This window comes from Pelomicrobium sp. G1 (assembly GCF_051905455.1).
Taxonomy (GTDB): Bacteria; Pseudomonadota; Gammaproteobacteria; order Burkholderiales; family UBA6910; genus Pelomicrobium.
In genome coordinates this window covers 1-293 of the sequence record NZ_JBQACR010000280.1, presented here as the reverse complement: position 1 = coordinate 293, position 293 = coordinate 1, and the positions used below count along the sequence as shown (strand labels likewise).

Below are 293 nucleotides of genomic sequence, written 5' to 3'. Positions count from 1 at the left end.
GGCTTGCCCGTATAGGTGGAATGGTAGCTCGGATCGCGGCGCATCGTGATGCGCTCGATGGTGAACACGGGAAAACGCTCCTGCTCGTTGTAGTAGCCCGTATGGTCGCCAAAGGGCCCCTCCAGGGCCGTCTCGCCGGGGTGGATTACCCCTTCCAGCACGATCTCGGCGGAGGCGGGCACCGAGAGATCACTGTCGATACAGTTGACAATCTCCATGCGGCCGCACCGCAGCAGCACCGAAAAATGGTACTCGGAAAGGGCGTCCGACACAGGAGTAACTACCCACAAGAG

At 60.8% G+C, this 293-nt stretch carries 1 protein-coding gene; it reads right to left on the bottom strand.

Annotated elements, in window-relative coordinates; genetic code table 11:
- Nucleotides 1-293, bottom strand: a 293-nt coding sequence (locus tag ACTFO6_RS18505; protein ID WP_439935840.1) for a UbiD family decarboxylase domain-containing protein, incomplete at both ends; no start/stop codon positions are given.